The sequence below is a fragment of the Paenarthrobacter sp. AB444 genome (assembly GCF_028736865.1).
GTDB classification, from domain to species: Bacteria; Actinomycetota; Actinomycetes; order Actinomycetales; family Micrococcaceae; genus Arthrobacter; species Arthrobacter nicotinovorans_B.
In genome coordinates this window covers 59,457-86,030 of sequence record NZ_JAQZBY010000017.1, presented here as the reverse complement: position 1 = coordinate 86,030, position 26,574 = coordinate 59,457, and the positions used below count along the sequence as shown (strand labels likewise).

The following is a 26,574-nucleotide window of genomic DNA, read 5'->3' as shown; positions in this document are numbered from 1 at the left end:
AATCAAGTCTACTGACCCAATGCAATTCGGCCGCAGTGCCGCTTTGTCAGTCGCGCTTGAGGCTCCAGGTGGCGCCGTCCGCACCATCTTCGACGACGACGCCGGCAGCGGCGAGCGTGTCGCGGATGGCATCGGAGGCAGCCCAGTCCTTGCCGGCCCTGGCTGCGGCGCGGGCTTCCAGCTGCGCTTCGACGAGGACTTTCAGCGCAGCGTGCTCACGGCCTTGCTCGGCTTCGGGCTGCTTCACAGCGTCCAAACCGAGCACCTCGGTCATGGAAAGCACGCTGTACAGGGCTGCCTTGGCGGCTTCCAGGTCACCCGCGGCCAGCGCAGTGTTTCCTGCCCGGACGGTTTCGTGCAGCACACCGAGCGCCTGGGGAACGTTGAGGTCGTCATCCATGGCGGCGCTGAAGGCTGCGGGCATGTTGGCTTGCGGTGCCACGTCCGTGCGGCCGGGTACTTTGGCGGACGCTTTCGAGATGAATCCGTCAATACGTTCGACGGCGGCCGCCGCCTCCTGCAGCGAGGTGGGCCGGTAATCCAGCACGGAACGGTAGTGGGCCTGGCCAAGGTAGTAGCGGACCACGCGGGGCGAGGCGAGTTCCAGCATCTCCGCCGGGCTCACGGTGTTGCCGATGGACTTGGACATCTTTTCGCCCTCGTACGTGACCATGCCGTTGTGCATCCAGAAATTGGCAAACTCATCGCCGGCGGCCTGCGACTGGGCCATCTCGTTCTCGTGGTGCGGGAAGCGCAGGTCCAGTCCCCCACCGTGGATGTCGAAGCGCTTTCCCAGGTATTTGGTGACCATGGCTGAGCACTCGAGGTGCCAACCGGGTCGGCCCGCACCCCAGGGAGAGTCCCATTTGGCGGTGACGGGCTCGCCGTCTTTGAAACCCTTCCACAGCGCGAAGTCGCGGGGGTCGCGCTTCCTGCTGATGAATTGGGCTTCGACGTCCGTTGCGCCTTGCATGTCATCGATGTTCTGCCGCGTCAGCGAGCCGTACTTGCTCCACGAGCGTACGTCGAAGTAGACATCGCCGGAACCGTCAGGAGCGGCGTAGGCGTGACCGCGGTCCATGAGGCGTTGGATCAACGCATGCATTTCGGGTATGTGCCCGGTCGCGCGGGGTTCATACGTGGGACGCTGCACGCCAAGGGACTCGTACGCCTTCTCGAATTCCTGCTCGTAGCGGTAGGCCAGGGCCCACCACTCCTCCGCCTGGCGGGCCATCGGTTCGGTGTCCCACTCGGGCCCGAACGACTGCGCGGACTTGGCCAGGATTTTGTCGTCGATGTCCGTGACGTTGCGTACGACAGTCACGCGCAGCCCGCGGAATTCGAGCCAGCGGGTCAGCTGGTCGAAGGCGATCGCTGACCGGACGTGGCCCACGTGGGGCATTCCCTGGACAGTCGCCCCGCAGTAGTACACGCTGGCCTTGCCGTCTTCGAGGGGAACGAAGTCGCGGACTTCGGCGGAGGCGGTGTCATAAAAGCGCAGGGTCACCGCTCCAGATTAGCCGATGACGCGGCGTGACCTGCCTACTTGCAGTATTCGCCGATCTTGTTGAACTGAACCTTGAGCTTTTCCTGCTGCTCCTGCGTGGCCGCACCCAGTGACGACGCAGCGGCCTTGTCCATGATCGCGGCCATCTCCTTGATGGGATCGCCGATTTCCGGCGCTACCTTGTCCGCGATCTCGTGATAGTGCTCAGCAAGCTGCTTCGACTGCTGCTGTTGGTTGCCGTCCGGCTTGAAGGCGTCGTTGTTCAGGAATTCGCAGCTGGCCTTCACATCCATTTTGGGCGTCCCTGCGCACCCTCCCAGCAGGAGGGCGGCGGCCAATGCGGCCGGCAGCACCACTGCCGAACGCACGACGCCGGCACGTGGCTTACGCATGGGGCGCACCTTTCGCCGGACCCGGGTGGGAGGAAGCACCAACCGCATAGACCAGGGCAGTGGCGACGGCCGAAATACCTTCACCGCGGCCTGTGAACCCCAGTCCGTCGCTGGTGGTTGCCGTGACACTAACCGGGGCCCCGGCCGCTTCGCTGAGGACTTTCTGCGACTCTTCCCGCCGTGGCCCGAACTTGGGACGGTTGGCCACGAACTGGACCGCCACGTTTCCGATCTCGAAACCTGCCGCTCGAACGATCCGGGCCGCTTCCGACAGGAGCGTCACGCCGGAAGCGCCCGCGTACTCGGGCCGGTCCGTGCCGAAGTGTGTGCCAAGATCACCGATACTGCACGCCGAGAAGAGGGCATCAGCGGCAGCGTGCGCGACGCAGTCGCCGTCGGAATGCCCTGACAGTCCCTGTTCGCCTTCCCACAGCAGGCCGCCCAACCACAGCGGCTGGGGGTCGTCTTCGGGAGCGAAAGCGTGGACGTCGATCCCGACGCCGGTCCGCGGCAAGATCATGTTCTCCAGCGCCATCAGCCCTCCACCCAACGCATTCCCAGCGGACCTTCAAGGAGCCCCTCGGCGATGATGAGGTCCAATGGCGTGGTGATCTTCAGGGACTGGCTCGCCCCCCGGACAGCATGGACCGGGACACCGAGGAGTTCCACCAGCATGGCGTCGTCGGTTACTGCGGCAGCCTGCTTGTCATCGAAGAGCTCGGCGGCCTGGTGCGCCCGTTGCAGGGTGGCGAGCTCGAAACCTTGCGGCGTTTGGACGGCCCGGAGCTGTTCCCGGGGAGCTGTGCCCGTGACAACTTCCGGTGCAATCGAAGCATCCGAAGGATCTGTTTCGGCGACGGTCTTGATGGTGTCAACCACCGGCATCGCGGGGATCACGGCCTTGGCACCGGACGACAAGGCATCGGCAACGCGCTGGAAGACCCGTTCAGGGGCCAAGGCCCGGGCAGCGTCATGGACGAGGACGAACTCGGTACCGTCTTCCAAAGCAGCCAAAGCGGCGCGGACGGAATCCGCGCGGGAGGATCCGCCGTCGACGACTGTCACTTCAGGACCACCGTCCACCAAGTCCACAGTGAAGTCCGCGATCGAAGCGCGCAGCACGGTGTCACCCTTGGGCACAGCAACGCAGATCTGGCGGGCGACGTCCGAGGCGACAACTCCGCGCAGGGCGTGCATCAGGATGGTTTCGCCGCCCAACGGAACCTGGGCTTTGGGCATGCCGTAGCCGAGGCGCTCACCGGAACCGGCGGCAACCACAATCACGGCCGTAACGGCGCGCTTGGAAGGATGAGTCATGGGCACAAGGGTATGCACGATATGGGTAAATTACCCACATTCCGGGTATTTCCGCCGTGCAGCAGCCTCTGAGGGCAAAAAGAAACCCGGCGGCGCTTTCGCACCACCGGGTATCAATTCTTAGGAAGCCAAGACCTCGTCAAGAACGCTTGCAGCCTTCTCTTCGTCTGTCTTCTCAGCCAGGGCCAGTTCTGAAATCAGAATCTGCCGAGCCTTGGCCAGCATGCGCTTCTCACCTGCGGAAAGGCCGCGATCGTGATCACGACGCCAAAGATCGCGGACGACCTCTGCCACCTTGATGACATCGCCTGAAGCAAGCTTCTCCAGGTTTGCCTTGTAACGACGTGACCAGTTGGTGGGCTCTTCAGTGAACTCGGCGCGGAGAACATCGAAAACGTGCTCCAAACCGTCCTTGCCCACTACGTCCCGGACCCCAACAAGGTCAACATTCTCTGCTGGAACTTCAATGGTCAGATCACCCTGAGCCACCTTGAGCTTGAGATACATCTTCTCTTCGCCCTTGATGGTGCGCATCTTGATTTCCTCAATTTTTGCTGCACCGTGGTGAGGGTAAACTACTGTCTCGCCGACCTCAAAAACCATGTGGACTTTCCCCTTTCCCGCAGACTAGTCTATCACGATTAAGGCATACGACTGGCATCGAACAGCCTCCTCTCCCGCGCCAATACTGGGAAAGAGGCCCCAAACGGGTTCATCCAACCTCTTGACGTATTGACTGAAAGATGCATCAGGCAGGTACCCCGACGAGCGGCGCTTCTCCGTCTACTCCGCCACAAAGCCCTCACGAATCCTTGTTTTGGGCCGTTTGCCGATAGGCTATGGCTGAAAAAGTTTCCAATGACTCTAGGAGTAGGTGTCGTGCGCATTTCTGCGATGAACACTGTCCAGCGCGGCAAGCTGGCAATTGCGGCCGCTGCAATCGGCGTCGGTCTTCTGTCCGTAACCGGCTGCGGCTTCGTGAACGCCCAGCAGACTTCGCACCAGTACTCGGCTTCGGACGGGGTCAGGGCCGACCTCGGAAAGCTGCAGCTGCGGAACATCCTCATCGTCGCTTCCGGTGAAAAGGAACCCGGCCGCGTCATCGGTGCCGTGTTCAACCAGTCCAACTCCGACGCCACGCTGACGCTCAGCGGAGCAAACGGCGCCCAGACCGAAATTCCGGTCAAGGCAATGTCGGAAACCTACCTCAACGACACTGCTGACGCCGCGATCCTCAGCACCGCGGGCGTGATCCCCGGTGGCCTGACCCCCGTGACCATCCGCAGCGGATCCGACTCCGCAACGATCAACGTCCCGGTAGTCAACGGCACTCTCCCGGAGTACGCCAAGTACCTGCCCAGCCCGTCGGCAACCCCCAGCGGCTCGGCAACTCCTGGCGCAACGGGTACCGCCACCAGCTCGGCAACCCCGTCTGAGACCTCCACGAGTTCCGCAGCCGGCCACTAAGGCCCGGAGCCAGCGAACAGACAAAAGGAAGGGTCCCGCCGCGGCGGGGCCCTTCCTTTTTGCCCTGTGGTTGTGGGGGTTGCCCGGTTCCGGGGGTTAGGGCTCGAACTTGTAGCCCAGGCCGCGCACCGTCACCAGGTAACGCGGCGCGGACGGATCCGGCTCGATCTTGCTGCGCAGCCGCTTCACGTGTACATCCAGGGTCTTGGTGTCGCCCACGTAATCCGAACCCCACACACGGTCGATGAGCTGCCCACGCGTCAGGACACGGCCCGAGTTGCGCAGCAACATCTCCAGCAGCTCAAATTCCTTCAAAGGCAAGGAAACTTGCTCGCCGTTGACGCTCACCACGTGGCGCTCGATGTCCATGCGCACCGGGCCCGCCTGAACCGTGGAGGTGATGAGCTCCTCGGGCTCGCCCTGCCGGCGCAGGACAGCCCGGACGCGGGCCACCAACTCACGGGACGAGTAGGGCTTGGTGACGTAATCGTCCGCCCCCAGCTCCAGCCCAACCACCTTGTCGATCTCCGAATCCTTGGCGGTCAGCATGATCACCGGGACACTGGAACGCTGGCGCAACTGGCGGCACACCTCCGTACCGGGCGTTCCCGGCAACTGCAGGTCCAGGAGGACGAGGTCTGCGCCGTTCCGGTCGAACTCCACCAAGGCGTCGCTGCCGTTGTCCACCACCTCGACGTCGAATCCCTCTTTGCCCAATAGATAGGACAGGGGGTCGCTGAAGGACTCTTCGTCCTCAACTATCAAAATCCGGCTCAAGCGCTGGCTCCTTGTTCTCGGGCGCCGCTGGCGCCCCCTTGCTGATTCACGTGCTGGGGTTGCTGGGTAGCGGCTTCACGTTCGACGGCGGCCGGGCCACCTGCGGATCCAACGGCGACTGCCGCGGTGGCTACGGAAGGCGGAAGGCCGGCGTCGTCGTCTTGCTCTTCCATCTCCGGCAAGCGGATGGTGAAGGTGGAGCCCTGGCCGGGCTGGGACCAAACGGTCACTTCGCCGCCATGGTTGGAGACCACGTGCTTGACGATGCTGAGTCCAAGGCCGGTGCCGCCTGTGTGCCTGGAGCGTGCAGCGTCAACGCGGTAGAAGCGTTCGAACACCCTCTCCTGGTCCTCGGGCGTCAAGCCTTCGCCTTGGTCGGTGACCGAGATGGCTACGACGCCTTCGCGCGTCCGGACACCGACGCCCACGCGGGTGTTCTCCGGCGAATAGCGGATGGCGTTGTCGATCAGGTTCCGCAAGGCAGTGACCAGGAGGTCGCGGTCGCCGAACACCAGGGAATCGGAGTGGCCGCCCACCACGATCTGGATGTTCTTGCTCTCGGCCGGGAGCTGCGAACGGTCCACGGCCTCGGTGATCACCGTGTTGATGTCCACCTTGTTGCCTTGCTGCGCGACGTTGGCGCCCTGAAGGCGGGAGAGTTCAATAATGTCCTGGACCAACGCGGCCAGCCGGCCGGATTCCTTGTGCATCCGCTTGGCGAAGCGGCGCACGGCCTCTTCGTCATCGGGCGATGCCTCCAGTGCCTCGGCGAGGAGGGAGATCGCGCCGACGGGGGTCTTGAGTTCGTGGGACACGTTGGCCACGAAGTCGTTCCGGATCTCCTCGGTGCGGGTGATCTCGGTGCGGTCATCGGCCAACAGAACGATATATTCCCAGCCGAGCATGGCCGCCCGGACCTGGACCACAATGGTGCCTTTGCCCAGTGGCCCGCGCGGGAGTTCGTACTGCTCCTCAAGGATCACGCCGTCACGGCGGACCTTTGCGGTCATGTCCAGGAGCTGTTTGTGGACCACCGTATGTCCCCGGACCAGGCCATAGGCGTACGCGGCAGGGCTGGCGCGGACGACGCCATCGATAGCGTCCACCACGACGAACGCACGGCCGACGACGGCAAGGACTTCCGCTGCACCTTCAGGGAGCAGTGGCTCGGTGACATCCAGATCCACGATGCTGCGCTGACGTTCGCTGATCCTGAAAGCGAGCATGCCAAAGACGCCCAGCGACAGGCCAACCAGGCCTGCAATGACACCTATAAGCAACGGATCCACGTCTCCAGCTTATGCTGTGGAATCAGGCCCAAGCATTGATCAGGCGCCAAACGTCCACGGTTCAACTAACGTTCATCTAAAGGTGCCAAACAGTTCATGGGGCCCTGACACAGTTACTGGTTGGACTGCCAATGGTTTTGAAGTCCCTCCCCGCCCCGGGACAGGATTTCCAAGGAAAGGACGCCTTAGTGCGCAAGGTTTTTCAGGAGGAGCTCACCCAGGTAGGTGACGACCTCATCGAGATCTCCAAGCTCGTTCACGAAGCAATAACGAAGGCGACAACGTCCTTCGAAGGCGCCGACGTGGATCTTGCACAGGATGTCATCGCGGCAGATGCCCGGATCGACTTCCTCCAGAACAGCCTGGACGAGCGCGCCATCGACATCCTGGCTCTCCAGGGTCCCGTAGCCAGCGACCTTCGCATGATTGTCGGCTCGCTCCGCATGAGTGCTTCGCTCGAACGCATGGGTGACCTCGCCCGGCACGTGGCCCAGCTGGCACGCCTCCGCTACCCCGCCACAGTGATTCCGGCTTCGCTGACCCAGACCTTCAAGGCCATGGCCCAGCATGACATCGAGATCGTCGCGAAGGTCATTGAACTTCTCGAAACCCGCGACCTCGAAGTGGCCCGCGACATCCTCAAGATCAACATCGCCGTGGACGACCTTCACCTGAGCGTCTTCAAGGCAATTGCCTCCCCGGACTGGAGCGAGTCAGCAGCCACCACCGTGGATGTCGCACTGGCCAGCCGCTACTTCGAGCGCTTCGCCGACCACGGCGTCTCCGTCGCCCGCAAGGTCACCTACCTGGTGACCGGCGAAGGGCAGCCCGAGGGCTTCTAGCGCTCAAACTGCAGAACACACGACGGCGGCCGGTCACCTTCCCTGCGAAAGGTGACCGGCCGCCGTCGTTTGCCTATTTCTTGCCCTGGTTCGCTACCGCGAGGATGGCCTCGGCCGCGGCGTCGGGATCCAGGTAGGTTCCGCCGGGGGTGACGGGCTGGAAGTCTTCATCGAGTTCGTACACCAGCGGGATGCCCGTGGGGATGTTCAGGCCGGCGATGGCGTCGTCGCTGATGCCGTCCAGGTGCTTGACCAGCGCGCGCAGGGAGTTGCCGTGGGCCGTGACCAAAACGGTCTTGCCCGCCTTGAGGTCTTCCTTGATGTCCGATTCCCAGTACGGAAGGAGACGGACCAGCACGTCCTTGAGGCACTCGGTGCGCGGCAGGGCGTCGCCGAGGTCCTTGTAACGGACGTCATGTGCCTGGGAGAACTCGCTGTCATCGGACAGGGGCGGCGGCGGGGTGTCGTAGCTGCGGCGCCATTCCATGAACTGCTCTTCGCCGAACTCGGCAAGGGTCTGGGCTTTGTCCTTGCCCTGCAAGGCACCGTAGTGGCGTTCGTTGAGGCGCCAGTCGCGCTTAACCGGGATCCAGCCGCGGTCAGCCTTGTCCAGGGCCATGTTGGCCGTGTTGATGGCGCGCTTCAGGAGGGAGGTGTAGAGGATGTCCGGGAGGATGTTGTTCTCCACCAGGAGCTCCCCGCCGCGCACTGCTTCTTTGCGGCCTTGGTCGTTCAGGTCAACGTCCACCCAACCGGTGAACAGGTTCTTGGCGTTCCATTCGCTGTGGCCATGGCGCAGCAGAATCAGCTTGTAAGTCATGGTTTTCATCCTAGCCGAGCGGCCCCCTGCGCTGCCCGGCGTTACGGGGTTCCCGCCGGGACCAACAGCAACGCGGGGTCACTTATGGCCCATCCAACGCCGCGGAAGGGGCCATAAGTGACCCCGCGTTGCACGATAAAGTGGGGCCGTGGTGCAAAAGGCGGAACGGGTGGGCTCTCCCCGCGGCAGGGGCGGCAACGCGGCAGGCAAACCAATTGGCAATATTACCCGCGGCACCACCAACCCCAACCGGATGCGGCGACTGGACCGCTGGCTCGCCGGACCGCAGGCATGGCGGCTGCGCACCGCCGTCGAACCCCTTGTAGTGGACCTGGGCTATGGCGCCTCGCCGACCACCGCCGTCGAGCTTTTTGAACGGCTGCAGGCCGTCCGGACGGACGTGCAGGTGTATGGGGTCGAGATCGAGCCTGAGCGCGTGCGGACCGCAAAGGCACTGGAACGGCCCGGGCTGAGCTTCCACGTGGGCGGCTTCGAAGTTCCGGTGCCAGGCAATCCGGTGCTGGTCCGGGCGTTCAATGTGCTGCGGCAGTACGAGGAGTCGGACGTACCCGCGATCTGGTCCCTGGTGCAGTCCCGGCTGGCACCGAATGGGCTGTTCATCGACGGCACGTGCGACGAGATCGGCCGCCGCGTCACGTGGGTGGCACTGGACCGGGAGCGGCCCTTGAGCCTGAGCTTCTCTGTCCGGTTCGGCAGTTTCGACCTGCCGTCCGAGGTTGCCGAGCGGCTGCCCAAGGCACTCATCCACCGCAACATTCCGGGAGAGCCGATCCACGCGTTCCTGCAGGCCATGGACAAAGCCTGGCTGGACGCGGCGCCTTTGGCGTCGTTCGGAAACCGGCAGCGTTGGACAGGGATGTGCCGTTCACTGCGCGACGCCGGATGGCCGCTTCAGGATGGACCGTCGCGGTGGCGCCTGGGTGAACTGACGGTGGCGTGGGATGCGGTGGCGCCGAACTGACGCCGGCTACCCGGGGTCTGCTCTACCAGGGACCGTAGGGGCCGACGTTGCGGTTACCGCCACTGCCCGCCTCACGGACTGCCGGGCGGACATCGGCGAGGTAGACGCAGGCCGCGGTGACGGCGGCGATCCCGAAGAGGCCAAGGCTGCTGCCGCCAGTCAGCAACGTCAACGCCCCGATGGCCAAGGACACACCCGTCAGCGCCAGCCAGAAGGTCTTGGTCCGCTTGGAAGCAGCCACGAACAAGGTGGGCCGGTGCCGCAGGCAATCAGCGAACGCCCACAGTTCCAAGGCCAGGGCCACCAGCCCCAGGATGAGGTAAACGCCTGTGCTGACGTACGCGATCAAGATTTTTCCGTCCACGCCCTCCAGCCTAACTGTCCAACGCCTTGAGCGCTTGCTCAAGGTCGGACCAGAGATCTTCCACGTTCTCGATTCCAACGCTCAAGCGAACCAAATTGTCCGGGACGCTGAGCGGCTCGGCGGTGTGCCGCCGGCGTCGTTCGATCAGTGACTCAACCCCACCCAAGGACGTCGCCGGGAGCCACAGCTGCAACGCGCGGACCAGTTCGTCCGCGGCGTCGGCGCCGGAGCGGTGCTGGTCTCCGGCGAGCTGGATGCAAAGGATGGAGCCGAAGCCCTTCATCTGGGCCATCGCGCGTTCGTGTCCCGGGTCGGCGGGCAGGCCCGGATACCTGATGGCTTCGACGCGGGGGTGGGTGCTGAGCCGTTCGGCGAGCGTTGCCGCCGAGGCCTGCGAGCGCTCGATCCGCAACGCCAGGGTACGCAGCCCGCGAAGAGCCAGCCAGGCTTCAAACGGACCGGCGATACCGCCGTGGATGATGCGGTGGTGAAGGAGCGTGGCCCGCAGCTCCGGGTTGGATGTCACCAGGGCGCCGAGGACGACGTCCGAATGCCCGGCCAGGTATTTGGTCACCGAGTGAAGCACGACGTCGGAGCCCAGGCTCAGGGGCTGCTGCACCAGGGGCGTGGAGAAAGTATTGTCGGTGACCACGATCGCGCCCGCGGCATGGGCGGCATCGGTCAGGGAACGGATGTCGGCGATGCCGAGCATGGGGTTGGTGGGGCTTTCGAGCCAGAGCAGGTCTGCCTTCCTGCCTTGCTCCGGGCTGATCAGGGCCTTGACCGCTTCGGTGTCCGTGATGTCCACGGTACGGAGTTCAAGGAAGCCCTTCTCCGCCAGTTCCGTGGCCATCACCAAGGAGCCCGCGTAGCTGTGGGTGGGCATCACCACGACGCCCCCAGCCGGTACCAGTGAGAGCGCAGAACTGACCGCGGCCAGGCCTGATGCGTACAGCAGGCCCGGGAGCGTGGCGCCTTCCAGTTTTGCCAGCGCGTCCTCGAAGGGGTCCCAGGTGGGGTTCGCGTAGCGGCCATAGCCACGGTCGCCGTCGCCCAGGCTGCCAGTACCGAAGTATGTGGAGGACAGGACGATGGGCGGATTCACGGGTTCATCGTGGGACCGATCCGGACGACCGGCAGCAACCACAACGGTTTCAGGCGACAATTCGGCGGCGTGCTGATCGGAAAGGCTCATGGTTTCAGGGTAGCCGCGGGCAATGCTGTGGATGAAAGGCATTACGGCCCTTTGCTGTCAGGGAAGCTCGGTAGGCTAGACGCGTGAGTATTCAGAGCACAGGTCTTTTCATCGCGTTCGAAGGCGGGGACGGAGCGGGCAAGTCCACACAGGCTGCCCGGTTGTCGGACGCCCTCGAATCCCGGGGACTTTCCGTACTGCGCACCCGTGAGCCGGGCGGCACCCCGATTGGCGAGAAATTGCGCTCCCTTGTGCTGGACCACGGGCATGGGACCATCGATGCCCGCACTGAGGCCCTCATGTTCGCCGCTGCCCGGGCGGCGCACGCCCACCAGGTCATCCGTCCTGCCCTGGCCAATGGAACGGTGGTCATCACGGACCGCTATATCGATTCCTCCGTCGCCTATCAGGGCGCTGGCCGCGGCTTGGGAGCAGATGGCGTGTTGTCCCTTAACGAATGGGCCACCGAAGGCCTCCATCCGCACCTGACCGTACTGCTCGACGTCGATCCCGCCGACGGCCGCCAACGCCGCACTGCGGGGGACGCCACCGAGGACCGGCTTGAATCCGAGCCGGACGAATTCCACTCAGCCATCCGCCACGCTTTCCTGGACCTGGCCGGGGCCGCGCCGTCGAGCTATCTGGTCCTGCCTGCCGGCGATGACATCGAGGCACTGGCCGCCCGGATCCTGGAGCGGGTGGAGTCCCTGTTGGGCGACCGAGTTCCCGGCCCGCGCCCGTGAGCGTCTGGGACGACCTCCAGGGGCAGGCACCCGTCGTCGCGCAGCTGAAGCAGGCGGCGCAGGGCGAGTCGGGCCTCACCCATGCGTGGCTCTTCACCGGCCCCCCGGGCTCCGGACGCTCCAACGCGGCCAAAGCCTTTGCGGCCGCACTTAACTGCGAGCAGGACGACGTCACCCAGCGAGGCTGCGGCGTCTGCGCGGCCTGCCACACCATTCTTGGTGAGACGCACTCGGACGTGACGTTCGTGCGGACGGAAAAAGTCACCATCACCATTGATGAAGCCCGCGAACTCGTTTCCAAAGCCGGCGACCGGCCGGCCACGGGACGATGGCGCATCATTGTGGTGGAAGATGCGGACCGCATGGCCGAGCGCACCACCAACGTCCTGTTGAAGGCCATCGAAGAACCAACGCCGCGCACCATCTGGATGCTCTGCGCGCCCTCCCCTGCCGATGTCCTGGTCACCATCCGTTCCCGCTGCCGCCCGGTGAGCCTGCGGCTTCCGCCGGCCGCCGACGTCGCCGATCTTTTGGTCAGGCGCGACGGCGTCGACCGCCAGCTCGCAGAACGGGCCGCCCGTGCGGCCCAAAGCCACATCGGCATCGCCCGCCGCCTGGCCCGCGACGCCGACGCCCGGGAGCGCCGCCTGGAAACCGTCCGCATCCCCCTGGGTTTGCGGGGGGTGACCGCTGCGGTGATGATGGCCGAAAAGCTGGTCAAGATCGCCACAGAGGAAGCCAACAGCTCCAACGACGAACGCGATGCCGCCGAGAAGATCGCGCTGCTCGCCAGTCTGGGCGCACCCGAGTCCGGAACGTTGCCGCCGTCGATGCGCAGCCAGGTCAAGCAGCTCGAGGACGACCAGAAACGGCGTGCCAAACGCTCCATCACCGACTCGCTGGACCGTACCCTGACCGACCTTTTGTCCTTCTACCGAGACGTGTTGATCATCCAGTTGGGGAACGCCGTTGAACTGGTCAACGTTGAGCTCAGGGGCGAACTGGAAGAATACGCGGGTCGTTCAAACCCGGAAACCACCTTGGCCCGGATGGACGCCATCAACAAAGCCCGGGTCCGCATTACCACCACCAACGTGGCGCCGCTGTTGGCGGTCGAGTCCATGGCAACCAGCCTCATCCAGCAATAGGAGAACGCATGACGTCCGCACGACGCCGGCCCGCCGGTAACCCTTCAAGGGACCGGTCTGCCCAGCCTTCTGCCGGTGGTGCTGCGTACCGTGGCAAGGCACGTCGGGGAGCCCGTACCCGCGCGTTCGCGGCGATGTGCGTGGCCTTGGCAGCCATGGTGGTCCTCAGCGCCTGTACAGTCCCCTTCCTGCCGGGCCCCTCGGCGAAGCCCTCCACCAGCACTGTGGAACCATCCATCGCGGCGTCGGCGCCCAAGGGCTTGGAGAAGTTCTACTCGCAGTCCGTGGAATGGAGCTCCTGCGGGGACGGTCTCCAATGCGGCAAGGTGCGTGTCCCCATGGATTACGCCCAGCCAGGTTCCGAGGAAATCTCCCTGGCGGCCATCAAGCTGCCCAGCACTGGGAAGAAGAAGGGCTCCATCCTTGTCAACCCCGGTGGCCCCGGCGGCTCGGGTGTGGACTTCATCAAGGATGCCGGCACCACGCACTTCACCGAAAAGCTCCGGGCCAACTACGACGTCGTAGGCTTCGATCCGCGCGGTGTGAAGGACTCGGCGCCGGTCAAGTGCATGACCGACGCCGAACGCGATGCCGCGCGCGCAAAAGTGTTCCGCAAGGATACCGATGAGGGTCTGGCAGCCGCCATTGCCTTCAACAAGTCCTTCGCTGAGCAGTGCGCCCAACAGACCGGTCCTGTCCTGGGACACATCGACACCGTCAGCGCCGCGAAGGACCTGGACATCCTGCGCGCCGTGGTCAATGATTCCAAGCTCAACTACCTCGGGTTCTCCTATGGAACGCTCCTGGGCTCGACCTACGCTTCGCTCTTCCCCGACAACGTGGGCCGGCTGGTTCTTGATGGAGCCGTGGACCCGTCCATCAGCAACGAGGAACTGACTGCGGGGCAGGCCCGCGCCTTCGAAAAGGCCATCCACACCTACGTGGCGAGCTGCCAGAAACAGAACCAGTGCCCCATGAGCGGCTCCGTGGACAACGGCGTCCAGGAAATCAGGGACCTCATCAACGCAGTGGACCAGAATCCGCAAACAGCCAAGGACGGCCGGCTGGTGACCGGCAACGACTTCGTCAATGGCCTGATCCTGCCGCTCTACAACGACCAAAGCTGGCCGGCGCTGACCCAGGCACTGGACAGCGCCTTCTCCGGAGACGTGTCCCAGATGATGCGGCTCGCCGACCTCGGAGCGGACCGTGAGTCCAACGGCACGTACAGCTCCAACTCGGCCTTCGCCTTCCAGGCGATCAACTGCCTGGACTACCCGATGGTCATGGACACTGCCGGCATGCGCGCCGAGGAGGCCCGGCTTCTCCAGGAGTCCCCCACCTTCGGCTCATTCTTTGCCTACGGTGGCGTGAACTGCAAGGACTGGCCGTACCCCAACACGCGCACACCTGCACCGGTCAAGTACTCCGGCGAAGCCCCCATCGTGGTGGTCGGCACCACCGGAGACCCCGCCACTCCCTTGGAATGGTCCCAGTCGCTGCGCAAACAGCTTGGGAACGCATCCCTGGTTACCTGGGAAGGCGAGGGGCACACCGCCTACGGCCGCTCGAACTCCTGCGTCAGCACCGCCGTCGACGACTACTTTGTTGACGGAAAGCTGCCGCAGGACGGCCTCACCTGCTAGAGGTGCCTGGCTTCCCGCTTCTCCACCAGGAGCGGGAGCTGCTTGATGGAATCGACGACGACGGTGGCACCGGCCGCGCGCAGGGTCGCCTCTGAGTGCGAGCCAGTCAGCACACCGGCGATAAGTGATGCCCCGGAGCGGACGCCCGAGAGCATGTCCGAGCTGGTGTCGCCGACCACCGCGACGTCCCGCACGTCATCCAAGTCAAGGGCGAGCACGGCGGTGAGGATCATGTCCGGGTAGGGTCGTCCCCTTCCGGCGTCCGCCGGGCACAGGCTGAGGTCGGCCAGGCCCATCCATCCCAGGGACTCGAGCACCATGTTCTGGGTGTGGCGCCCGAACCCGGTGGCCAGGCAGATCCGGATGCCGGACTCCCGCATCCACAGGATGGCGTCCTCCGCGCCGGCGATGGCGCGTACTCCGCCGTCTTCGATGAGTTCGTCATACGCCCGCTCAAATACTTTGTTTGCACTGCTGGCCACCGCTGGGTCCTCGAAGAGGTGGCTGAAAACGGTCATTTTGGAGAACCCCATGGTGTCTCGGGCGTAGCCCAGCATGCTTTCAAAGCGGCTGCTCCCCGGCTCAATGCCGTGTTCAGCCAGAGCGCGGGAAAGGGCCTGTTCGGTGCGGCCGTCGTCGGTGATGGTGGTCCCCACCATGTCCACGACTGCCAGCCGCAACCGGTTGGGTGTGGCGTTGGCGTCCCTGGTCAGTGCATCCCCGGTCATTGAGCGGCTCCTTCGGCTGGTGGTGTGGCGCCGCGACGCCACAAGTGATTCCTCAGCTTCCGGTGGCCGGGAAACGGATGCCTGAACCCGGTCCAACGCCCGGGTGAACATCCCCGCAACGGCGGTCCCTGCGCTCGTTTTGACCGGGGCGCGGTGCCTCTATTACAGTTATGTCTTGCGTGATCGGCCGGGAAACCGGCGATGGACGCGGTGCTTCCTTAGCTCAGTCGGTAGAGCGTTTCACTCGTAATGAAAAGGTCATCAGTTCGATTCTGATAGGAAGCTCGGTTGAACCCCCGGAAATCTGCGGATTTCCGGGGGTTCTTGTTTTTGCTCAGACACCCATGCATCATGCCAGTGGGCCCCACAACGATCCGCTCCTCCGGCGAGTTCCGGTTTCCGCCTGCGGCGCACAAGCGTCCGACGGCGGTCGGTCACCCGGTAGACTGGGCCACACTATGGATGACCCTCCTTCACATATGCCCAGGCCCCTCTGCTCATTGACCGGATTGCCGGTTTCCACGGGAGAGGGGCGCCCGCATGTATGAGTGGATCATGCTCGGCATAGGCCTTGTCCTCACTGTCGGCACCGGATTCTTTGTTGCTTCTGAATTCGCACTGGTCAACTTGGACCGCGCTGAACTCGAGGCCCGCCAAGCCCGCGGCGAAAAGCGGCTGGGGCCAACCATCAAGGCCCTCAAAATCACCTCCACGCACCTCTCCGGCGCGCAACTTGGTATCACTTTGACCACGCTGCTCACCGGATACACCTTTGAGCCTGCCATCAGCAGCATGCTCAGTGCACCCTTGCAGTCTTTGGGACTGCCCGCAGCTTTGGTTCCCGGAGTCGGAGCCGTGGTGGGTATCTTCGTGGCAACCGTGTTCTCCATGGTGATCGGCGAGCTCGTTCCCAAGAACTTCGCGCTGGCCCTGCCGTTGGCAACTGCCAAGGTGGTAGTCCCCTTCCAGGCTCTGTTCACCGCGGTGTTCAAACCGGCGATCTTGCTGTTCAACAACACTGCCAACAAGATCATCCGTTCCTTCGGCATCGAACCGAAGGAGGAACTCTCCGGCGCCCGTTCGGCAGAAGAACTGTCATCGCTGGTACGCCGTTCCGCGACTGAAGGCCTGCTCGACCAGGACCACGCCGAACTGTTGAACAGGACCCTGCGCTTCTCCGAGCACACCGCTGGTGACGTCATGACTCCACGTGTCCGGATGGTTGCCGTGGATGCTGATGACACGGCGGCCGAAATCGTTGCCCTCGCATCAGCTACCGGATTCTCGCGGTTCCCGGTGATCGGCCGGGACCGGGACGAGGTGCTGGGTGTCCTGCACGTGAAGCAGGCCTTCGCCGTGCCCTTGGAACAACGTGAAGCAGTGACCGCCAGGGAATTGATGACCCAACCGCTGTATGTTCCGGAATCCAAGGACGTCGACTCTTTGCTGGTTCTTCTGCGCAAGCAGGGCCTGCAGGTCGCAATCGTTTCGGACGAACACGGCGGAACGGCGGGGATCGTCACCCTCGAAGACCTGGTGGAAGAAATCGTGGGCGAACTCGAGGACGAACACGACCGTGCCCGCGCCGGCGTGGTCCGTGTTGGCCGCTCCATCACTTTTGATGCTTCGTTGCGTCCCGATGAACTGCTGGACCGCACGGGCATTGTTGTTCCGGAAGGCGAAGAGTACGACACCGTCGCCGGTTTCATGTCCGACCAGTTGGACCGGGTACCGGAGCTGGGCGACGAAGTTGCCATCTCCGGGGGTGTCCTTCGCGTGGAACGCGTAGCAGGAGCCCAATTGGGACGCATCCGCTTCACGCCGGATCCCGACGCGGAAACAACCAGCACCCACGACCAGATCGTTGACAAGATTTCCGAGGAGCTCGGCCATGAGTGAGTACCTTCCAGGCATTATCTGGCTGGTCATCCTGCTGGTAGTCAACGCCTTCTTCGTTGGCGCCGAGTTCGCTGTGATCTCGGCCCGTCGTTCGCAGATCGAGCCCAAGGCCGAGGCTGGCAGCAAGGCCGCCAAGACGACACTGTGGGCCATGGAGCACGCCACCCTCATGCTGGCCACGAGTCAGCTGGGCATCACCGTGTGTTCCTTGGTGATCCTTAACGTCTCCGAACCTGCCATTCATCACCTGCTGGAGATTCCGCTTGGCCTGACGTCACTCCCGGCAGAAGCCATTGGCATCATCGCGTTCGTGGTGGCTTTGCTGCTGGTGACGTTCCTGCACGTGGTCGTGGGCGAGATGGTCCCGAAGAACATCTCCTTCTCTGTCCCGACCCGGGCAGCCCTGATCCTCGCTCCCCCGCTGGTCCTCGTGGCCAAGATCTTCAAGCCGGTGATCTGGACCCTGAACGGGATCGCCAACTCTGTGCTCCGCCTCTTCCGGGTGGAACCCAAGGACGAGGCCACCAGCGCCTACACACTGGACGAAGTGGCCAACATCGTTGAGCAGTCCACGCGCGTGGGCACGCTGAATGACACCAGTGGAACGTTGACCGCCGCTTTCGAGTTCACGGCCAAGACCGTGGGCGACGTCGAAGTGCCGATCGCCGAGATGGTGCTCCTGCCTGCCACGTCTGCACCGGCGGACATCCAGCGGACGGTCGCGGAGCACGGCTACTCCCGGTACATCCTCACCGACGCGAACGGGGAGCCATCGGGGTACCTTCACTTGAAGGACGTCATGGACCTGACGACACCGGAGAAATTCAACCGGCCCGTACCGGAGAAGCGGATCCGCCGCCTCGCCTCGGTGTACGTGGGAAGTGAACTGGAGGACGCTTTGGCTTCCATGCGCCGCAGCGGTTCGCACGTTGCCCGCGTCTTCAACGCCGAGGGCGTCACCACCGGCATGTTGTTCCTGGAGGACATCATCGAAGAGCTGGTAGGTGAAGTCCAGGACGTGACGAGCGCCTGATAACGCAGTGAAGCCAACTTGTGGGGCCTGCTCTGCGCCCCAAGATCACGCCAAAGCGCGCAGAGCGGGCCTCGCAACGGGAGTAGTCAGGAAACCAGGGCGCGGTACCTCGCCCGGCGGGCCTGCAGTCCGGCAGCACCCGTCAAAAGCAGGCCTTGGAGTTCGACGGCGATCACCGCACCGAGCCGGCGGCAGAAGTCACCGGGTTCCTTCGCGGCGTCGGGCCGTTCCTCCACCACCACGTCCACTATTCCCCGGTCCGCGAGCACAGCGGCCGTGATGCCTTGGCTTTCGGCGAGCATGGGAGCCTGGGATGTGGTCCGGTGGACGATCGCCGATGCGCCTTCCGGTGGGAGCGGGGCCAGCCAGGCGTGCTGGGCGGCGATGGTGCGGTCTGCGGGAAGGAGTGCCAGTGCTCCCCCGCCGGTTCCTTGCCCCAGCAATACCGAGAGTGTGGGTGTCGCCAAGGCCAGGAGGTCGTAGAGCGAGCGGGCAATTTCGGCTGCCAGCCCACCTTCTTCGGCGTCCTTGGAGAGTGCAGCTCCCGGGGTGTCGATAACGGTGACCAGCGGCAGCCCGAGTTCCTGCGCCAGCCGCATCCCGCGCCGGGCGTCACGCAGGGATGCCGGTCCCATGGACTGGCCGGAAGCGTGCCCCACCACCACACAGGAGACCTGACCAAAGCGGGCAAGGGCCACCAGCATGCCGTGTTCCTTGGCTCCGTCCCCGGCACCGCGCAGCAGCACGGTGTTCCCGGACGCCCGCCGCAACAGCTCCTCCGTGGATGGCCGGCGTGGGTCGCGGGAGCGCACCACGGAATCCCAGGCTTGCGGCACAACGGACGGAGCCAGGACCGGAGGGGCCACCGCCGGACCATTTCCCGGGGAAAGCAACAGGTCCAGCACCCGGCCGAAGTAGTCGCCCAACCCCTCGGGAGGCACCACAGCATCAACCAGCCCATGGTCGAAGAGGTTCTCGGCAGTCTGGACTCCGGCCGGAAACTCATCGCCGTGGAGGGCGGAATAGACCCGGGGTCCCAGGAACCCGAGCAGGGCTCCCGGTTCGGCAACGGTCACGTGTCCCAGCGAACCCCAAGAGGCCATGACTCCACCCGTGGTCGGGTGCCGCAGGTATACAAGGTAGGGAAGACCCGCCGCACGGTGAGCCTGGACCGCAGCAACAATTTCCACCATGGCCAGGAACGCGCTGGTACCTTCCTGCATGCGCGTTCCGCCTGAGGCGGGCATGGCGATGAGTGGCAAGCCCTGTTTGGTGGCGCGTTCGACGGCGGCTACCAGACGATGTGCCGCATCCCGTCCGATCGAGCCGGCCAGGAATGCGAAGTCGGAAACCACGACGGCGACCCTATGGTTCCGTATCCGGCCCTCCCCGGTGAGGATCGACTCGTCGCTGCCGGACTTGTCGGCGGCGGCAGCCAGCTCGGCGGCGTACCCTTCAGGGACGGAGGGGAAGCCGGCCGCCCCGCGAACGGGAGCATCCCACGAAACGAAAGTCCCGGCGTCGAGCGTTATCTCCAGCAGTTCGCGCGCGCCGAGGCGCCGCCGGGTAGCGGTGGTAGTCATCCGGCAGCCTCCCCTGTTTCGAGCCAGCTGCGGATCTCCTCGTCGTGCTGGTTAAGCACTGGAGGTGCAGAATGGGCCCGCCGGGTGGCTTCCGCCCCCGAAACGTTGTCGAAGAACCGCAGCGGCGGTCCGGGCAGGGTGACAGGTCCAAGGACCGGGTGGTCAACGTCGACGAGCAGGCCTTGGGAAGCCAGTTGGGGCCACTCAAAGACCTCTTTCAAGGAGCGCACCTTCCCGGCGGGGATTCCCGCGGCGGCAAGTTTCACCAGCAGCGGTTCGGGGTCGTAGCCGGCAAATGCTTTTTCGACGACGTCGATCACGTATGCGCGGTTCCGCACCCGGTCAGCGTTGGTGGCAAGGCCGTCGGCTGCGGGGTCGAGGCCAAAGGCGGAGGCGAAGGCCGCCCACAGCTTCTCGCTGCCGACGCTGATCTGGACGCTCCCGCCCCGGCAACGGAAGAGCCCGTACGGCGCGATGGACGGGTGGTGGTTGCCCTGGGCTTCGGGCGACTCCCCCGCGACCGTCACCTTGGTTCCCTGGAAAGCATGGACCCCCACGAGCGAAGCCAGGAGGGACGTCCGGACTACTTGCCCTTGGCCGGTCCGCTCACGTTCCAATAGGGCTGCGACCACCCCGTAAGCCCCGTACATTCCAGACAGGAGGTCGGCGATGGGAACCCCGACGCGCTGCGGGTCGTCCGGGCCGGAGCCGGTGAGCGACATGAGCCCGGCTTCGCCCTGGAGAATCTGGTCGTAGCCGCTGCGATGGGACTCCGGGCCGTCATGGCCGAAACCGGTGATGGACAGGATCACCAGACGCGGGTTGATGGCATGCATGGCGTCGGTACTGAAGCCAAGCCGTTCAAGAACGCCCGGCCGGAAGTTCTCCACCACCACATCGGCACGTTCGAGGAGTTGGCGCAGGACTGTCCGGCCGTCGTCGCTCTTGAGGTCCAGGGCCAGGGACTCTTTGTTGCGGTTGCAGGAGAGGAAGTAGGTGGCCTGAGGATCGTCCTCGGGGCCGACGAAAGGCGGACCCCACCCGCGGGTGTCATCCCCCGTACCAGGATTTTCGATCTTGATGACCCTCGCGCCGAGATCACCCATCATCATGGCAGCGTGGGGGCCTGCGAGCGCGCGGCTGAGGTCCACCACGAGCCTGCCGGAAAGCGGGCCTCCGGTGTCCTGAAGCGCGGGTGCCGGTTCGGTCAATGCTGAAGTCATGGGAGGCTCCTTGCAGCTCAGTTGCCCAGGCGGGACAGGAGGACAGCGACGGCGGCAGAGACTCCCCCGGCCAGGGAACCTTCCAGCTCGGGGGCGAAGAAGGGCGAATGGTTGACCGGGACTGGTCCCGGACCGTCGAACACAGCAGCAGGCGTGCCGCCGAACATCCAGAACACGGACGGGACGCCGATGGCCGTACCCAGGTGTCCGAAGTCTTCGCTGCCCATCATCGGCGGGGTAACCTCGACAGACTCAGCCCCCAACGCACCGCGCAGTGCCTCCAGAACGGAAGGTACGGCGTCGGGGTCGTTGTAGCACTGCGGGAAGCGGTACAGCTCCTCGATCTTCGGGCTCGGTGCTCCGGAGGCAGCTGCTTCGGCCTCGATGATCCGTCGGACCGCGGCCAGGACCTGGCCGCGGACCTCTTCGTCGAAGGTGCGGATATTGAGGGTGAACTCCGCGGAAGCGGGGATGATGTTTTCCTTCAGTCCGGCGTGGAAGGTTCCGATCGTGACGACGGCGGACTTCCGGGGATCCAGCTCGCGGGACACGACCGTCTGCAGCCGGGTGACCATGTGGGCTGCCATGACGATGGGATCGATGGAATCCTGGGGCTGGGAGCCGTGCGACTGCTGTCCGTGGACCGTCACGCGGAGGGAGTCGGCCATGGCTGCCACCGGACCGCTGGAAATCGATACTGTGCCGACAGGCCGCGGCATGACGTGCTGCCCGAACACCACCTCCGGGCGAGGAGCCCTGTCCCAGAGCCCGTCCTCCAGCATGGCGAGCGCCCCGGCGGCCGTTTCTTCACCGGGCTGGAAAATCAACACCAAGGTTCCGCTCCACGTGTCCCGGTTTCCGGCAAGGATCTCCGTGGCCCCCAGCAGGCTGGCCACGTGGGTATCGTGGCCGCAGCCATGCATCACCGGAACCTCGGAACCGTCCAGCATTCCCGTGTCCGTGCTGGCATAGTCCAGGCCGGTGGCCTCTTCGATGGGCAGCCCATCCGTGTCTGCGCGGAACGCGACCACTGGCCCCTCACCGTTGCGCAGGATGCCGACCACCCCTGTCCCGCCGCAGCGGAAGTGGTCTACCCCGAGCCGGTCGAGCTGTTCCTCGATAAGGCCAGCCGTGGCGTGCTCCTGCATGGAAAGTTCGGGGTGTGCGTGGAGCCTGCGGTACAGCTCGTGGAGCGCCGTGGTCTGTTCGGTATTGAGCTGGAGGACAGTGGCTGTTTGGGTCATGGTCTTCTTCTTTCTGCTGCGTGCTGACGGTGTGGGCGGCGGTGGCGGCTACTCGATGTGGATGGGCTTCGCGGCCGCAACCTGCTTTCCGCGGAAGAACCACGCCAGCAGGATGGTCCCCAGCACGGCGATCGCGGTGGACACCATGGCCAGCGACGGCACCAGGGGCAGTACCACGAAGACGACGACGGCGGACACCACCAGCGCGAATACGGTGGTGCGGGGCTGCTTCATGGAGACGATGGCCTGGACCAACACCGCGCCGAGGACGGTGGGCAGGACATACAGCCGGGTAACGGTCAGCACCGACGGCGGAATGACGCTGATCAGCCAGCTGCCCAGGAGGCCGACGAAGATGGCGAGCGAAACCAGGTGCACCACTGCGGCTCCGCAGATGGCAACGACGGCGGCCAGCTCGGCCCGCTTGCTTCCCGGCTTTGCGCCGATGTTGGTTTGGGCAATCAACGCCGCGGGCAGGAGCTTGTTGGAAATATTGCCGATCATGAAGGCCTGGTACATGGCTGCGGGGCCGAGGATCGGGAAGTAGGTCAGCGGCTCCACGATCCAGATGATGCCGAATGTTGCAGCGACTGCGGCAAAGGCGATCCAGAGCTGGGCTGGCGCGATGTCCAAGCCACCGGCGAAGACCAGGTACAAGGGACCGGCCACTGAGATGAGGAGTCCGGCGATCATGGTGATCTGCCCCCAGCGGGACGTGGTCCGGCTGAAGTCCGCCATGGCATTCGTGGTGGCTGAGGTGGTGAGGGTGGAGGTCATGATGTTTGTTCCTTTCGTGTCCCTGACGGTCTCTCAGGCGGCCAGTCCGGGGGCGGCGGCCAGGAAAGCGGCACCGAGGCCGATGACGATCGAGAAGCCCAGGCCCCATTCGCGCAACCAGCTCTTGCCGAGCCGCTTGGCCAGCAGCAGGCAAAGCCCCATGACGGCGGCAGAGACCACGAAGGAAAGGACGTGGATGCCGGACTTGGGAAGTTCGGTCAGGCCAAGGCAGGAGAACGCACCGATCAATGCGGCTGCCGGGACAATCGCCATGGCGGCCGGATTCACCGAACGGATCTTGGCGTCACCCTTGCGGAGGATTGGAGTGAGAATCAGGGTGGCCAGCATCCACATGGCTCCGCCGATGCTCATGGCGAAGAAGGCCACCGCGAAGACGCTTTGGGTGTAGCTTGCGTCGCCGAGTTTGGCCCCCATGGAGCCGGCTGCGATGCCCGCGGCCGAGACGTCATAAGCTGCCGAGCCGATGAGGCCGATCCTGGAGAGGACCGCCGGGGCGCCGAACAGGCCAAGGAGGGCGATGGCTACGAGGGAGACAGCAAGAGAAGGACCGATTGCCGAAACCGCCCCGGATCGGAACGACGTCCGGATGTCCTGGCTGCTCATCTCCACAGACGGTGCGGCGCGGCGGGCTGCCTTCATGAAGATGACGGACTGGATGATGATGACGCCGAACACGCCTGCCACGCAGATCCACAGGACGGGGTTGTTCGCGATGGCGAGGATGTCAGTTGAACTGCCGGATGCGAGGGGTTGGCTTGTGAGCGGTTGAAATGCCAGGGGTTGGTGCATGGGGAAACCTCCGGGTGAAAGCCCCGCTGCATCTGCACTTCCGAACCACGTTGTGCGGTCGCGTTGCATTGGGGGCGAAACCAGCCCATCGACCGGATCGGCCAGTGGGTTAGCAACACCTTCCGCTATGAGCCGGATCACACACAATAGCTGACGGAATCCGCCAAACATCTGGCCGAAACAGTCAAACGGCACCGCTTGGGCGGCGCACCCTTCCGGGGGTCCGATGTGACCCGGCACACTTTCAGCAAGTAAATATCCAGCAAAGGAGCACCATGTCCAGCACCATTGGCGAGCTGTCCGCCGTCGAACTCACCGCCGCGATCCGCAGCAAGGAAATCTCGGCGCGCGAAGCCCTGGATGACCATCTCCAGCGGATTTCGGACGTGAATCCAGTGATCAACGCGGTGGTGACGTTGGATGCTGACGGCGCACGAGCTCTGGCGCTCAATGCCGACCAGCGCACGGCGTCCGGGGCCGAACTGCCTCCCCTGCATGGCCTGCCCATGACCCATAAGGACACGAACAACACAGCGGGCATGCGCACCACCCAGGGCTCCCTGGCGTTGCGTGACTTCGTGCCCGACGCCGACGACCTCATCATTGCGCGGCTCAAGTCGGCCGGAGTGGTCAGCACCGGCAAGTCCAACGTCCCCGAATTCGGCGCCGGCTCGCACACGTTCAACGAGCTCTTCGGGACCACCACCAATCCGTACGCCCCCGCGCTGAGCGCCGGCGGCAGCAGCGGCGGGGTGGCCGCCGTCGTCGCCTCCCGCGTCCAAAGCATCGGCGACGGCAGCGACATGGGCGGCTCGCTCCGGATCCCGGCTTCGTTCTGCAACGTGGTGGGCTTCCGGCCGTCGACGGCGGTGATCCCCATGCCGTCCGACGTCAACGCCTATGCGTGGTTGGGAAGGACAGGGCCTATGGCCCGCAGCGTCGAGGACATCGCCTTGTTCATGTCCGTTACTGCGGGCAGCGACCCGCGGGTACCCTATCCGGCGGCCCTGCATCCGCAGGTTTTCCGCGATTCGTTGGAAACGGACATGCGGGGTGTGCGGATCGGTTGGTCGCGCGACTTTGGCATCGGTGTGCCGGTGGAACCCGAAATCCTGGACCACCTGGAACGGCAACTTACTGTTTTTGAGAACCTGGGTGCGATCGTGGAGGAAGCAACGCCGGACTTCAGCGAGGCTGACCTCGTTTTCGGCAACACCCGGGCCATGGACTTCGCCGCAGGACTGGGCCCGATCCTGGAGCGTTCCGGTGACGTCATCAAGCCGGAAGTGCATTGGAACGTCAATAAGGGGTTCGCGCTGACTGCCCGGGACCTCATCGAAACCACGGCTGCCAGGACCCGCCTGGAACGTAGCGTGCAGGAGTTCTTCGGCCGCTTCGATCTCTTCGCAAGCCCCTGCGCCCAGGTCCTGCCCTTCGACGCAACGCTGCGTTATCCCGACGACATCGCGGGCGTTGCCTCCGAAACCTACCTGGACTGGATGCGCTCGGCCTGCCTGCTGTCCGCCACCGGGCTGCCCGTGCTCAGCGTACCCGCCGGCTTCAGCAAGGCAGGACTGCCGATTGGACTGCAGCTGGCCAGCAACCACTACACCGATATGCAGCTTCTCCGCTATGGGCGCGTCTTCGAGCAGCAGACGGGGTACGCCGCCGTCGCCCCTGTTGTCACAGCAGAACCGGCACGGCTTACGACGGTGAGCGCATGAGCCGACCACCGCGCTTGCGGGCATCGAGCAGGATGGAAACGTCCACGCCAGCGGCATTCCGGGCCCATTCCGAATTGGTGATGAAGCGATAGAGGGACGACATGTCCTCCACAGTGACGTCGGCCATGATCTGGTAGTCGCCGGCAATTGCCGCAGCATAGCGGACGGTGGGGAGCTCCGCGAGGCTCTTGCCCACCGGCTCGACCTGGTGCGGCGACGCCCGGATCCACAGCAGGGCCTCGACACCGAGACCGAAAGCGGCTGGCTCAACGATCGCCCGCAGGTGGACCTGGTTGTTGGTCAGCAGCCATTCGCTGCGCCGGCGCGCCGTAGCCTCGGAAACACCAACCCGGCGCCCCAGCGCTTCAAAACTCATTCGGCCATCGGCACACAGCGCATCGACGAGCTCGTTGTCCTGACGGTTGAGCTCCTGCTGCGGAACCAGGACGCCCGAATCGGGGGTCAGCGCTGAACGGAATGCCTCTACCCGGTCAGCGGTGAGGATCTCAGGCCGCCAACCTCGGATGGTGCGGAAGTACCGAAGGACGGGATAGCTGGTGGAATCACGTAAACCGATAGTGGACGGCAACTCATCGGACAGGACGGTGCCCATACGGGACGGTTCGGTGAGGATCTCGGCCACGCAGTCGCCGGTTCCCGTGGTGGTATAGACGAAGGTCGTGTCATTGCGCTGCGACAAGGCCTGCGCGGCGGCACGGACCGTTCCAGGCATGCATCGCATCTGCACAAGCACTACAGCGGGCCTGGGTCGAATCCCGACAACAGCCACCGCACCGGAATCCAGCAACTGGGATCCTCGGCGTGCAACTGTTCGCTCAGCTTCGCCCAGCACCGCGGCCATCTTGCGCCACGGGCAGCGCGGATCGAGTTGCAGGGCGGCGACGATCTGCCGCTCCAACGCGTCAAACAACACCAAGGCCCTCCGTTCGCTTCGATGGGAGCCCCGGGATTCCAACACGGGCCCACAGTCAGAATATAAGGGAGCGCGGGTCACCCACGGGATGCTGTCTACTGGCCGGCGGCTTCGACAACAGCGAACGACG

At 64.5% G+C, this 26,574-nt stretch carries 26 protein-coding genes and 1 tRNA gene; 10 read left to right on the top strand and 17 right to left on the bottom strand.

Annotated features, from left to right (window positions below):
* Positions 1 to 46: 46 nt before the first annotated feature.
* The 5 genes from cysS to PQ627_RS18285 all read right to left on the bottom strand — a co-directional run bounded on the left by cysS (position 47) and on the right by PQ627_RS18285 (position 3,819).
* A complete protein-coding gene (gene cysS / locus PQ627_RS18305) occupies positions 47 to 1,507 on the bottom strand; it encodes a cysteine--tRNA ligase (protein ID WP_274262804.1) in 1,461 nt (486 codons plus the stop codon).
* 35 nt (positions 1,508 to 1,542) lie between these two features.
* Entirely contained in the window at positions 1,543 to 1,899 is a 357-nt protein-coding gene (locus tag PQ627_RS18300; protein ID WP_274262803.1) for a hypothetical protein, read from the bottom strand.
* Positions 1,892 to 2,434 carry a 2-C-methyl-D-erythritol 2,4-cyclodiphosphate synthase gene (ispF, locus tag PQ627_RS18295; RefSeq protein ID WP_274262802.1) on the bottom strand — a complete coding sequence of 181 codons (543 nt, stop codon included), beginning with the start codon at positions 2,432 to 2,434 and terminating at the stop codon, positions 1,892 to 1,894. The genes PQ627_RS18300 and ispF overlap by 8 nt, the downstream gene beginning before the upstream one ends.
* Positions 2,434 to 3,216, bottom strand: coding sequence for a 2-C-methyl-D-erythritol 4-phosphate cytidylyltransferase (gene ispD, locus PQ627_RS18290; protein ID WP_262277463.1), 783 nt, complete (start codon positions 3,214 to 3,216; stop codon positions 2,434 to 2,436). Before ispD ends, ispF begins: the two co-directional genes overlap by 1 nt.
* Positions 3,217 to 3,336: 120 nt before the next feature.
* Positions 3,337 to 3,819 carry a CarD family transcriptional regulator gene (locus PQ627_RS18285; protein WP_009357288.1) on the bottom strand — a complete coding sequence of 161 codons (483 nt, stop codon included), beginning with the start codon at positions 3,817 to 3,819 and terminating at the stop codon, positions 3,337 to 3,339.
* 291 nt (positions 3,820 to 4,110) lie between these two features.
* On the opposite strand from PQ627_RS18285, the gene PQ627_RS18280 reads away from it, so the two are divergent.
* A complete protein-coding gene (locus tag PQ627_RS18280) occupies positions 4,111 to 4,683 on the top strand; it encodes a hypothetical protein (RefSeq protein ID WP_262278504.1) in 573 nt (190 codons plus the stop codon).
* A gap of 96 nt (positions 4,684 to 4,779) precedes the next feature.
* Here PQ627_RS18280 and PQ627_RS18275 read toward each other — a convergent pair whose 3' ends face one another.
* Both PQ627_RS18275 and PQ627_RS18270 read right to left on the bottom strand, forming a co-directional pair.
* Positions 4,780 to 5,460, bottom strand: a complete 681-nt coding sequence (locus tag PQ627_RS18275; RefSeq protein WP_020608526.1) for a response regulator transcription factor — start codon at positions 5,458 to 5,460, stop codon at positions 4,780 to 4,782.
* Positions 5,457 to 6,740, bottom strand: coding sequence for a sensor histidine kinase (locus PQ627_RS18270; protein ID WP_274262812.1), 1,284 nt, complete (start codon positions 6,738 to 6,740; stop codon positions 5,457 to 5,459). Before PQ627_RS18270 ends, PQ627_RS18275 begins: the two co-directional genes overlap by 4 nt.
* A gap of 197 nt (positions 6,741 to 6,937) precedes the next feature.
* Between PQ627_RS18270 and phoU the strand changes: the two genes are divergently transcribed.
* On the top strand, positions 6,938 to 7,591 hold the full coding sequence (gene phoU / locus PQ627_RS18265) for a phosphate signaling complex protein PhoU (RefSeq protein WP_274262801.1): 654 nt from the start codon (positions 6,938 to 6,940) through the stop codon (positions 7,589 to 7,591).
* 73 nt (positions 7,592 to 7,664) lie between these two features.
* Here phoU and PQ627_RS18260 read toward each other — a convergent pair whose 3' ends face one another.
* Positions 7,665 to 8,411 (bottom strand): phosphoglyceromutase, encoded by a 747-nt coding sequence (locus tag PQ627_RS18260; RefSeq protein WP_144661627.1) that lies wholly within the window; start codon positions 8,409 to 8,411, stop codon positions 7,665 to 7,667.
* 148 nt (positions 8,412 to 8,559) lie between these two features.
* Between PQ627_RS18260 and PQ627_RS18255 the strand changes: the two genes are divergently transcribed.
* Positions 8,560 to 9,393, top strand: a complete 834-nt coding sequence (locus PQ627_RS18255; protein WP_274262800.1) for a class I SAM-dependent methyltransferase — start codon at positions 8,560 to 8,562, stop codon at positions 9,391 to 9,393.
* Positions 9,394 to 9,415: 22 nt separating this feature from the next.
* Here the strand turns inward: PQ627_RS18255 and PQ627_RS18250 are convergent, their stop codons facing one another.
* The gene (locus PQ627_RS18250; RefSeq protein ID WP_144661626.1) at positions 9,416 to 9,757 is read right to left on the bottom strand and encodes a DUF2516 family protein; all 342 of its coding nucleotides are present in this window, start codon (positions 9,755 to 9,757) and stop codon (positions 9,416 to 9,418) included.
* Between the two features lie 10 nt (positions 9,758 to 9,767).
* Positions 9,768 to 10,952 carry a trans-sulfuration enzyme family protein gene (locus PQ627_RS18245; RefSeq protein ID WP_274262799.1) on the bottom strand — a complete coding sequence of 395 codons (1,185 nt, stop codon included), beginning with the start codon at positions 10,950 to 10,952 and terminating at the stop codon, positions 9,768 to 9,770.
* Positions 10,953 to 11,035: 83 nt separating this feature from the next.
* On the opposite strand from PQ627_RS18245, the gene tmk reads away from it, so the two are divergent.
* From tmk to PQ627_RS18230, 3 genes are read left to right on the top strand one after another with little or no spacing between them, the layout of a single operon-like run.
* On the top strand, positions 11,036 to 11,695 hold the full coding sequence (tmk, locus tag PQ627_RS18240; protein WP_274262798.1) for a dTMP kinase: 660 nt from the start codon (positions 11,036 to 11,038) through the stop codon (positions 11,693 to 11,695).
* Positions 11,692 to 12,843 (top strand): DNA polymerase III subunit delta', encoded by a 1,152-nt coding sequence (locus PQ627_RS18235; protein ID WP_274262797.1) that lies wholly within the window; start codon positions 11,692 to 11,694, stop codon positions 12,841 to 12,843. The genes tmk and PQ627_RS18235 overlap by 4 nt, the downstream gene beginning before the upstream one ends.
* A gap of 8 nt (positions 12,844 to 12,851) precedes the next feature.
* The gene (locus PQ627_RS18230) at positions 12,852 to 14,489 is read left to right on the top strand and encodes an alpha/beta hydrolase (protein WP_274262796.1); all 1,638 of its coding nucleotides are present in this window, start codon (positions 12,852 to 12,854) and stop codon (positions 14,487 to 14,489) included.
* Here PQ627_RS18230 and PQ627_RS18225 read toward each other — a convergent pair.
* Positions 14,486 to 15,217: an HAD family hydrolase gene (locus PQ627_RS18225; RefSeq protein WP_274262795.1), complete on the bottom strand. Its 732-nt coding sequence runs from the start codon at positions 15,215 to 15,217 to the stop codon at positions 14,486 to 14,488. The two genes, PQ627_RS18230 and PQ627_RS18225, sit on opposite strands and share 4 nt — an antisense overlap.
* 212 nt (positions 15,218 to 15,429) lie before the next feature.
* Here PQ627_RS18225 and PQ627_RS18220 point away from each other — a divergent pair.
* The 3 genes from PQ627_RS18220 (at position 15,430) to PQ627_RS18210 (ending at position 18,149) form a co-directional block, all read left to right on the top strand.
* Positions 15,430 to 15,502: transfer RNA gene (locus PQ627_RS18220), tRNA-Thr, on the top strand.
* Positions 15,503 to 15,757: 255 nt separating this feature from the next.
* A complete protein-coding gene (locus PQ627_RS18215) occupies positions 15,758 to 17,116 on the top strand; it encodes a hemolysin family protein (RefSeq protein WP_274262794.1) in 1,359 nt (452 codons plus the stop codon).
* A complete protein-coding gene (locus PQ627_RS18210; protein WP_274262793.1) occupies positions 17,109 to 18,149 on the top strand; it encodes a hemolysin family protein in 1,041 nt (346 codons plus the stop codon). The genes PQ627_RS18215 and PQ627_RS18210 overlap by 8 nt, the downstream gene beginning before the upstream one ends.
* Before the next feature lie 86 nt (positions 18,150 to 18,235).
* Here the strand turns inward: PQ627_RS18210 and PQ627_RS18205 are convergent, their stop codons facing one another.
* From PQ627_RS18205 to PQ627_RS18185, 5 genes are read right to left on the bottom strand one after another with little or no spacing between them, the layout of a single operon-like run.
* Positions 18,236 to 19,732 (bottom strand): carboxyl transferase domain-containing protein, encoded by a 1,497-nt coding sequence (locus tag PQ627_RS18205; RefSeq protein WP_274262792.1) that lies wholly within the window; start codon positions 19,730 to 19,732, stop codon positions 18,236 to 18,238.
* Positions 19,729 to 20,955: a CaiB/BaiF CoA transferase family protein gene (locus PQ627_RS18200; RefSeq protein WP_274262791.1), complete on the bottom strand. Its 1,227-nt coding sequence runs from the start codon at positions 20,953 to 20,955 to the stop codon at positions 19,729 to 19,731. The genes PQ627_RS18205 and PQ627_RS18200 overlap by 4 nt, the downstream gene beginning before the upstream one ends.
* Before the next feature lie 17 nt (positions 20,956 to 20,972).
* Entirely contained in the window at positions 20,973 to 22,199 is a 1,227-nt protein-coding gene (locus PQ627_RS18195) for an amidohydrolase (protein ID WP_274262790.1), read from the bottom strand.
* Between the two features lie 48 nt (positions 22,200 to 22,247).
* Positions 22,248 to 22,976, bottom strand: a complete 729-nt coding sequence (locus PQ627_RS18190; RefSeq protein WP_144661614.1) for a hypothetical protein — start codon at positions 22,974 to 22,976, stop codon at positions 22,248 to 22,250.
* A gap of 33 nt (positions 22,977 to 23,009) precedes the next feature.
* Positions 23,010 to 23,786, bottom strand: coding sequence for a DUF5058 family protein (locus PQ627_RS18185; RefSeq protein WP_274262789.1), 777 nt, complete (start codon positions 23,784 to 23,786; stop codon positions 23,010 to 23,012).
* 275 nt (positions 23,787 to 24,061) lie between these two features.
* Between PQ627_RS18185 and PQ627_RS18180 the strand changes: the two genes are divergently transcribed.
* Entirely contained in the window at positions 24,062 to 25,510 is a 1,449-nt protein-coding gene (locus tag PQ627_RS18180; protein ID WP_274262788.1) for an amidase family protein, read from the top strand.
* On the opposite strand, the gene PQ627_RS18175 is transcribed toward PQ627_RS18180, so the two are convergent.
* A complete protein-coding gene (locus PQ627_RS18175; RefSeq protein WP_274262787.1) occupies positions 25,491 to 26,444 on the bottom strand; it encodes an Lrp/AsnC family transcriptional regulator in 954 nt (317 codons plus the stop codon). The two genes, PQ627_RS18180 and PQ627_RS18175, sit on opposite strands and share 20 nt — an antisense overlap.
* Between the last annotated feature and the right edge of the window lie 130 nt (positions 26,445 to 26,574).